The sequence below is a fragment of the Nocardia sp. JMUB6875 genome, assembly GCF_041154655.1.
In the GTDB taxonomy this organism is placed as follows: Bacteria; Actinomycetota; Actinomycetes; order Mycobacteriales; family Mycobacteriaceae; genus Nocardia.
In genome coordinates this window covers 1-6,690 of the sequence record NZ_BAAFGR010000280.1, presented here as the reverse complement: position 1 = coordinate 6,690, position 6,690 = coordinate 1, and the positions used below count along the sequence as shown (strand labels likewise).

6 protein-coding genes are annotated in these 6,690 nt (G+C 66.5%); 2 read left to right on the top strand and 4 right to left on the bottom strand.

Going from position 1 to position 6,690, the window contains the following annotated elements:
* Positions 1 to 539: 539 nt before the first annotated feature.
* Positions 540 to 1,820: a histidine--tRNA ligase gene (gene hisS, locus ACAM49_RS37850; RefSeq protein ID WP_369640341.1), complete on the bottom strand. Its 1,281-nt coding sequence runs from the start codon at positions 1,818 to 1,820 to the stop codon at positions 540 to 542.
* A 171-nt stretch (positions 1,821 to 1,991) separates the two neighbouring features.
* On the opposite strand from hisS, the gene ACAM49_RS37845 reads away from it, so the two are divergent.
* On the top strand, positions 1,992 to 2,849 hold the full coding sequence (locus ACAM49_RS37845; protein ID WP_369640340.1) for a peptidylprolyl isomerase: 858 nt from the start codon (positions 1,992 to 1,994) through the stop codon (positions 2,847 to 2,849).
* Positions 2,850 to 3,252: 403 nt separating this feature from the next.
* A complete protein-coding gene (locus ACAM49_RS37840; protein ID WP_040809625.1) occupies positions 3,253 to 3,819 on the top strand; it encodes a hypothetical protein in 567 nt (188 codons plus the stop codon).
* 61 nt (positions 3,820 to 3,880) lie between these two features.
* Here the strand turns inward: ACAM49_RS37840 and ACAM49_RS37835 are convergent, their stop codons facing one another.
* The 3 genes from ACAM49_RS37835 to ACAM49_RS37825 all read right to left on the bottom strand — a co-directional run.
* Positions 3,881 to 4,267 carry a DUF4913 domain-containing protein gene (locus tag ACAM49_RS37835; RefSeq protein WP_245568668.1) on the bottom strand — a complete coding sequence of 129 codons (387 nt, stop codon included), beginning with the start codon at positions 4,265 to 4,267 and terminating at the stop codon, positions 3,881 to 3,883.
* The gene (locus ACAM49_RS37830; RefSeq protein ID WP_369640339.1) at positions 4,264 to 6,243 is read right to left on the bottom strand and encodes a type IV secretory system conjugative DNA transfer family protein; all 1,980 of its coding nucleotides are present in this window, start codon (positions 6,241 to 6,243) and stop codon (positions 4,264 to 4,266) included. Before ACAM49_RS37830 ends, ACAM49_RS37835 begins: the two co-directional genes overlap by 4 nt.
* Positions 6,244 to 6,280: 37 nt before the next feature.
* Positions 6,281 to 6,690: hypothetical protein (locus ACAM49_RS37825; protein ID WP_369640338.1), on the bottom strand; the 410-nt coding region annotated here is incomplete at its 5' end.

Sequence of the window (6,690 nt, the reverse complement as noted above, 5' to 3'; positions counted from 1 at the left end):
ACCCCTATTTCCCCCGACCCAAGCACCGATTCGCCAACTCGCACCCCCACCCGCTCCGTGACCGCGATCTGCCCCGCCTCCACCCGGGATCTATCACGGACACGCGCCCCGCCCGTTTCGACGCATACACCTGGCCAGCTGTTCTTATACCCGCTGCCAGGTAATCGCCGTCATCCATGAGACGCAGCCGCGGCCGCCTGCCCACCGGCTCGGTGAGCGGGTCCGACACCACCCGAACCCGATACGGCCGCACACCGAGTTCGCCGTCGGCGCGCGAGGATTTCCGCGCCGAGCCAGCCCGAGCTCGCTGAGTGGCACACCGGCGAGGCCGAATCGGGCAAATCCCCTCACTGGCGTGCCACTCAGCGAATTGGGCGTCATCGGCGACGCGCTCGCCATCCAGAAGCCGATTCGCATGGCCGCGGCGCCACTTCGGCCGCTTCGGACTCGACGTGGGCCGTGTATTCAGCAAGGCGGCCGCTTGTCAGCGGCGGATCGGCCGGGCCGGGCAGCGGGGGCTGCCAGGCCCGGCCGGTAGGTCAATCCTGTTGGGCCGCAAGGGCTGCGGCTACCTGGGCGACGGCTTCGTCCAGGGGGATTTGGCGTTGGTCGCCGGTGGTGAGGTCCTTGAGGCCGATCTGGCCTTCGGCTACCTCGCGGTCGCCGAGGACGAGGGCCAGGGAGGCGCCCGACTTGTCGGCGGCCTTCATGGCGCCCTTCATGCCGCGGCCGCCGTAGGCGAGGTCGGTGCGGATGCCGGCCTTGCGGAGTTCACCGGCGATCACGACCAGGCGCTGCTTGGCGACATCGCCGAGGGGGACGCCGTAGACCTGGATGCGGGGGACCGTGACGGCGGATTTGCCTTCGGCCTCGAGGGCCAGGACGGTGCGGTCGACGCCGATGCCGAAGCCGATGCCGGACAGCGGCTGGCCGCCGAGTTCGGCCATCAGGCCGTCGTAGCGGCCGCCGCCGCCGATGCCGGACTGCGCGCCGAGGCCGTCGTGGACGAATTCGAAGGTGGTCTTGGTGTAGTAATCGAGCCCGCGCACCATGCGCGGATTCACTACATAAGGAACACCGAGCGCGTCGAGGTGGCCGAGGACCTGCTCGAAGTGCGCCTTGGCGGACTCGGACAGGTGGTCGATCATGAGCGGCGCGTCCGCGGTCATCTCCTTGACCTCGGGGCGCTTGTCGTCGAGCACGCGCAGCGGGTTGATCTGCGCACGCCGCTTGGTCTCCTCATCGAGGGGCAGCTTGAACAGGAAGTCCTGCAACAGTTCCCGATACTGCGGGCGGCAGGTCTCATCACCCAGCGAGGTGATCTCGAGCCGGAACCCGTCGAGCCCGAGCCCCCGGAATCCGGCGTCGGCGATGGCGATGACCTCGGCGTCCAGCGCCGGATCGTCGATGCCGATGGCCTCCACGCCGACCTGCTGCAACTGCCGGTAGCGCCCCTTCTGCGGGCGCTCGTACCGGAAGAACGGCCCGGCGTAGCAGAGCTTGACGGGCAGCTGCCCGCGGTCGAGGCTGTGCTCGATGACCGCGCGCATCACCCCGGCGGTGCCCTCGGGCCGCAGCGTGAAGCTCTCGCCATTGCGGTCGGCGAAGGTCCACATCTCCTTGGACACGACGTCGGTGGATTCGCCGACACCCCGCGCGAACAGGGCGGTCTCCTCGAAAACCGGCAGTTCGATATGCCCGTATCCGGCCAGTCGCGCGGTCTCTACGAGGCCGTCGCGCACGGCGACGAACTCCGCGGAGGTGGGTGGCAGATAGTCGGGGACCCCCCTCGGGGCACTGAAGCTGCTGGTCTTGGTCACGATGGTCAAGTTTCCACGATGCCCGTGGGCCAAGTCCAACCGGTTACCACCTGCCTGCCACCGACCACTGGCATATGTAGGTTTTTCTCAGCGAATGCAGGTAATGTCTGCCGCGGCCGCTGGGCTGACGGCCGTAACTAGTAATACCGACCGTTCACGGAGGGACAGTTAGTGCCGAGCAATGAACAGCGACGCGCTGCGGCGAAGCGGAAGCTGGAGCGTCAACTCGAAAACCGGGCCCAGCGGGCGCGCAAGCGCAAGCAGCTCACCATCGCGGCGTCGGCGCTGGGTGTGTGCGTCGCGGTCGCGGCCGGTGTCGGCATCTACTTCCTGACCAAGGGCGATGACAGCAGCACCAGCGCCAAGGCCTCGGAGACCCCCGACGCCTCGCTGACCGCCGCTCCCCCGCCGGCCGCCAAGGCCAAGGCCCCCCAGGTGAACTGCGTCTACAACCCGTCGCAGAAGCCCGCGGACAAGCCCGTGACGCCGCCCGGCACGGCCAATATCTCCACCGCCGGTCAGGTGAAGGCCACCATGGACACCAGCCAGGGTCCGATCACCATGACCCTGAACCCGGGTGAATCCCCCTGTACGGTCAATAGTTTCGAGTCGCTGGCGAAGCAGAAATTCTTCGACAACACCTCCTGCCACCGCATCACCACGGGCAAGGGCCTGCAGGTGCTGCAGTGCGGCGACCCGACGGGCAGCGGAATGGGCGGTCCCGGTTACGAGTTCGCCAACGAGTACCCGACTGACCAGTACGACGCCAATGATCAAGCCGCGCAGTACCCGGTCGAGTACAAGCGCGGCGTGCTCGCCATGGCCAATGCCGGCCCGGGCACCAACGGCTCCCAGTTCTTCCTGGTCTACGGCGATTCCCAGCTGCCGCCGCAGTACACGATTTTCGGCACGGTCGACGACAACGGCCTGGCCACCCTGGACAAGATCGCCAAGGCGGGCGTTCAGGGCGGCGGTCAGGATGGCAAGCCGGCCGCGGATGTGAACATCCAATCGGTCCAAATCAACTGACCAGCACGGTTTTTCGGGCCCGGCACGCGAGGTGCCGGGCCCGTTGCTTTTCCGGCCAAGGTCTCGGGAAGGTCCCGTTGAACCTCCAGACTAAGGGTTCCCTAACCAAAGAAAATCCTGAATTTTCCGCTTCGCGCCGGAATTGTGCGATATATGCTGGATCGCGACGCACGCGTACGGCGGTTTCGGAGTTTTCGCTGGTAACCTCGTAGAACGGAGTACCAAGGCGTAGTAAAGCCCACCGGGCAACCCCCATCGGGCCGCTCCAACGCCCCACGTTCTCCCGGTGTCCACGTTTGCAGGCGGGACATGGCTATTCGCGACCACCGTTCGGATGGCGATGTCCGTGACGAAGCACCACAATCATCCATAGTGATCTCACTGCAGCATCGGGGAGCAGGCAATGGCCGAGGAACTCGACGACATCGGCCGCGAAACAGCGGCGATGATGAGGCAAATGTTGCAGCTCGCGACACTTGTCGCGCTGCGCACCCGGGAACGTGGCCAGAAAGAAGCGGAAGCACGCGTCAGGGTCACCGAGGCCCGGCAGAAGGAGACTCGCGAGCGTCGGCTGCGCGAGGCCGCGGACGCCAAGGCGCGCGATCCACGTAACCGCGAACTGTCGCGAATCCTGGAGCGCCCGACCGTGGATCGGGGCGTATCCCTGGAGAAGGATCGATTCGCCGCGGCCGCGGAGGCCTCGCGGATGGCTGCCCAGCAGGCGAGCCGCAACTCCATGCGATACGACTCGGTGGAACGGCGAACCGCTCTGGCGCAACATCTTTCGCGCATGGGTATCTCACCCGAGCTGCAATCGGTGCGCATGCTGATGGAAGTCGGACAAGCGCAGTCGGCGCAGGACGCCGTGCAGATTCGCGAGCAGGAAGCCGCGCAGCGGCGCGTGCGGGAGCAGGAAGCCCGCGAGCGCGAACGGGAACGCGAGCGCGCACGCTCTCGTGAACGGGTCTGAGCGACACGATCTTTGATCATGTGGCGGATCGGTTCACGATCCGCCACATGCATCGGCTTCGCTAGAGCGGGAACTCCCCCAGCGCCGGATTGCTGAAAAGCCCCTGCTGGGGTGACTTCAGCGGCAGCGGAGTCAGCATGTCCTTGTGCCCGTTGCGCACACTGCAGTACTTGAACGGCCCCTTGGGGTCGAACAGTTTCGCCATGTGCGGGTCGGCGTGGTCGAGAAACCAGATGCTCAGTCCGGTTTTGCCGTCGTACCGGTAGTGCTCCCACGCCCGCCACATCGCATCCAGCCGCGCGACCGCCTCGGCGTGTTTCCACCATTCCGGGCACCACACGGTATCGCTGATGTCGGTCACCTGCCGGCGGTACACGAGACTCAGGTAGTTCTCCACGAACTCGACCACGCTCGCGTAGACCATGGGTGTTTGCTGCTCTTCGCTCACAGCGGACGGACCTCCTTGGGTGACGCGACGTCGGACTGGGCTTCCTTGATCAGCTGCGGCGAGCCGAGCAGATCGGCGATCTCGGTCTTCTTAGCCGCCGAGGGCACGTGCGCGAGGATCGAATTCTTCACGTCTTCCGCGTAATCGGATTCCCACCAAGGCATCGCGCGCAAGAGCACGGCGGGCATGCCGGATGCGAACAGGACGGCGCGACCGCGCGGCAGGGTCGCCAGACCGTGGGCGTTGAAGGTGCGCGAGGAGCTCAGCGACCTCGAATAGCTCTTGCCGCCCTTGGATTCCGAGACCGACTGCGAAATGCTGTCGTAGTCGCCGATGGCCTCGGAACGCTGCTGCAGGAAGTTCATATCGTCGATACCGCTGCCCATGACCTTGATATTGGCCGCGCCCCACAGCGCTTCCATCCCGTCCGGGCCCCAGCAGCGCGCGCCCTGGGCCCAGGACTGCAGGACCGTCATCACCACGATGCCGCGAGAACCGAAGTGGCTGTACTGCTTCGGCAGATCCTTCCAGCGCACCACATTGGCGGCCTCGTCGAGGGCGGCCAGCAGCGGCACGCCCAGGCGGCCGCCCGGCGAGCGGGTGGCCTTGGCCGTCGCGGTTTCGATGACGGCCTCGGTCAGGGCGCTGACCAGCGGCGCCGCCGACCCTCGACCCTCGAGCGAGAGGCAGTAGAGGGTGCCGTTGCGGTCGATGAAATCCGATTCGTCGAACCGGTCGCGGTTGCCGCCCGGAACGATCCACGGCTGGATGTGCGGGAGCTTCAGGCTGCGGATCATGGCCTTCGCGCCACCGAAGACGCCGTCGCGGGTACGCACGTCCAGGTTGTACTGGCCCGCCAGACCCCGTGCCATGTAATGCATCCCGTTCATGTTCAGGATCTCGATGGGCGTGTGGTCGAGGGGATTGTTGACCCAGTCCCAGGCGCGCAGGATGGTGCTGCCCTCGAAGCCCGCGGCCAGGAACAGCGCGGCCAGCAGATCCTCGGCCTCGGGGTCGAAGTACGAGTCGGCGCCCTGTCCGGCCGAGGGGCTGCCCTCGGCGTCGGAGAAGTGACCGGCCAGCCGGACCGCCCGCACCTCACAGCCCGGCCGGTACACATCGACCCAGCCCAGCGGATCCCAGTACCAGGTGGGTTCCTGATGCTGATTCATCAGATCGCGCGAATCCGGCGCCACCGCTTGCGGATCGAAGACGAACACGGGGCTGCCCATGTTGTCGCGCACATCGCGGGTGGCGTCCACGACGTCACGCTTGTTGGAGGTGACCACCACCGGGCCGACCGCGGCGACGATGGCCGGGATCACCCGCGTGGTCGTCTTGCCCTGGCGCGGGCCCCAGATGTCGACCTGCAGATCCTCGTAGGAGCCGTACAGCATCTCGCCGTCGGCGACCGAGATGCCGATCGGGATGCCCGGAACCAGTGGGCCGAAATGCTTCTGGACGTCCTCGAGGTCGATGCCGCGCTCCTGCGCGAACTTCCGCTGCAGCCGCGGATCGGTCAGCGAATCGGGGATGTAGGACCGGCCCTTGCCGGGGAACTGGTCCCATTTCTTCAGCGGGACGCCGATCTGGTCGGCCTTCTCCATCACGCCCGCCGCGGTGAGCGGCTTGATGGCGCTGCCGGAGCCCATGTAATCGGCCTTGTCGTCGATGGCCAGCCGTCCCTTGGCGGCCACGGTCTTCTGCCGTCGCTTGTAGAGCTGCCAGGCGAGCGCGGACAGCACGATGACGACCACGATGACCGTCGCCGCACCCGGCCAGTGCAGATTGCCCTTGACCAGGTTGACGATGATGGCGATCGGGTTGATCGGCATGTGCTGGCGCGGGCTGGACAGCAGATTGCCCAATTGCACGGCCACCCACAGGGTTCCGAAGATCGCGAAACCCGCGTAGATGAGCTGCAGTGTGGTGTCGGGACCCGGGTCGGCCGGATCCTTCACCGGTGCTTTCGCCATCTCTAACCTCCTGGGATGACCTGTGAGTCGTTAGCGCTCAACGATATTCGTCCAGCAACCAGACACCGGTAGCGCCGCGCACGACGGTGGCGACGACCGTGGCCGGGGGTAGCGCCTCACGCCTGCCGTCCGGATAGACGACCGTCTGCTCGATGCCGATCTTGTACTGCTGCCGATTCGGGTCGGTGCCCGCGGGGGCCTTCTCGCCGGACGCGAACGCGAACGCCTCGACCCGCGCTCCGGCCTTGGCCCAGTCGGCCCAGCGCAGTTGCGGTCTCGGTGTTTCCACGCCGGTGGATGGGGTATCCAGTGTACGGATCAGGCTGGGTCCGAGCCATTTTCGCGCCCGCTTCATGGCGTCGCCCTCGGCTTCGGTGGCCGGATACCAGGTGTAGATCTGCTCCAGCGCCCGCACGGCGACACCGTCGGCGGTGGTGGGGTCCGGGG